We start from the raw sequence: 1,369 nt of genomic DNA, 5'->3' as shown, positions 1-1,369 counted from the left end.
ATGAGGTTGACCCGGTTCGACGGACAGTTCTGCAGTTGGGTTTAATTCACTGTTGATCCTCCATGAAGGCCGCGGGTTGTCCACGGCCCGGCAGCGGGTCGCCTGTCACGACCATGACGCTGTCGGGCGGTGGGCAACCCGCAATGCGACGAGATTTGATCTTTGGCGTGAAGGTTTTCGAATTCCAGCGGCGAGTGATAACCGAGGCTGCTATGAAGGCGTCGCACGTTGTACCACCCCTCCAGGAACGAGAACAGACGCCGCCGTGCCTGTTCATGGGTCGCGAAGTGTTCACGCGACAGCAACTCCGCTTCCAGCGTGCCGAAAAACGATTCGCACATGGCGTTGTCGTAGGCGTCGCCCGCCGTCCCCATAGAGGGATGCACGCCCGCCTCGCGGCAGCGGCGCCCGAAGGCAATCGACGTATACTGACACCCCTGATCGGAGTGATGGATCACCCCCTCGGGTCGTCGCTGCAGCAGCGCCATGTCCAGTGCGCGCAACATGAGTTCGGTGTACAGATGGTTCGACATCGCCCAGCCGACGATGCGGCGGCTGAACACGTCGAGCACCACCGCCAGATAGAGAAATCCTTCATCGGTCGGGATGTAGGTGGCATCCGCGACCCACAGCACGTTCGCGGCACCGGCACTGAAGTGTCGCTGTACCAGATCGGGCGCACGCCGGGCTCCCGCACGTGGCCGCGTGGTGTGTGGCCAGCGACGCCGGCTCGCGCCACACAGGCCAGCGATGCGCATCAGGCGCGCCACCCGCTTGCGTCCCACGTGCACGCCCTCGCGCGCGAGTTGCGCATGGATACGTGGCGCCCCGTACGTGCCGCGCGAACTCGCATGCAGCGTACGGATACGCGCCAGCAGCTGCGCATCACTGCAGGCATGCGCCGAGGGTTCGCGTACCAGCCACGCGTAGTAGCCACTCGTGGAGACCGCGAGCAGCCGCGCCATCGTGGCAATGGGCCAGCGGGCCCGGTTCGCCTTCACGAATCCGTACCGCCCTTCGGTGGCACGGCTCCCGTCTCCCTCGCGAACCAGGCTGCCGCGTGAGAGAGTATGTCGCGCTCCATCTCAAGCTGGCGGACCTTACGACGCAGCCGCGTGAGCTCCTGCCGTTCGGCCGTGGTCAGCCCGTCCTGGCGTACACCAGCATCGCGATCGGCCTGTGCAACCCAGTTGACGATGGTCTGCGCCGTTGGCTCGAACTCGCGCGCAAGGTCCTGCGGTGTGCGTCCGGCCCTGACCAGTTCCACCATCTGCGCCCGAAATTCTGTCGGGTACGGCGTACGAGTCTTGCCCATTTCGGCACCTCCTCTTGAAAAAGAATAGGTGTCCGTTCTTGCGGGTCAATCTCA

At 64.4% G+C, this 1,369-nt stretch carries 1 protein-coding gene; it reads right to left on the bottom strand.

From position 1 onward, the window contains the following. Positions 1 to 41 precede the first annotated feature (41 nt). Positions 42 to 1,315, bottom strand: a protein-coding gene (locus VSR68_RS42435; RefSeq protein ID WP_407671306.1) for an IS3 family transposase whose coding sequence is annotated in 2 segments (ribosomal slippage) — positions 42 to 1,057 and positions 1,057 to 1,315 — 1,275 coding nt in all. Because the reading frame shifts where the segments join, the coding sequence is not laid out codon by codon here. Positions 1,316 to 1,369: the final 54 nt, after the last annotated feature.

This window comes from Paraburkholderia phymatum (assembly GCF_038900715.1).
Classification (GTDB): domain Bacteria; phylum Pseudomonadota; class Gammaproteobacteria; order Burkholderiales; family Burkholderiaceae; genus Paraburkholderia; species Paraburkholderia phymatum_A.
Note: the sequence above shows the minus strand (reverse complement) of the source record. Positions and strands in the feature narration are given on the sequence as shown.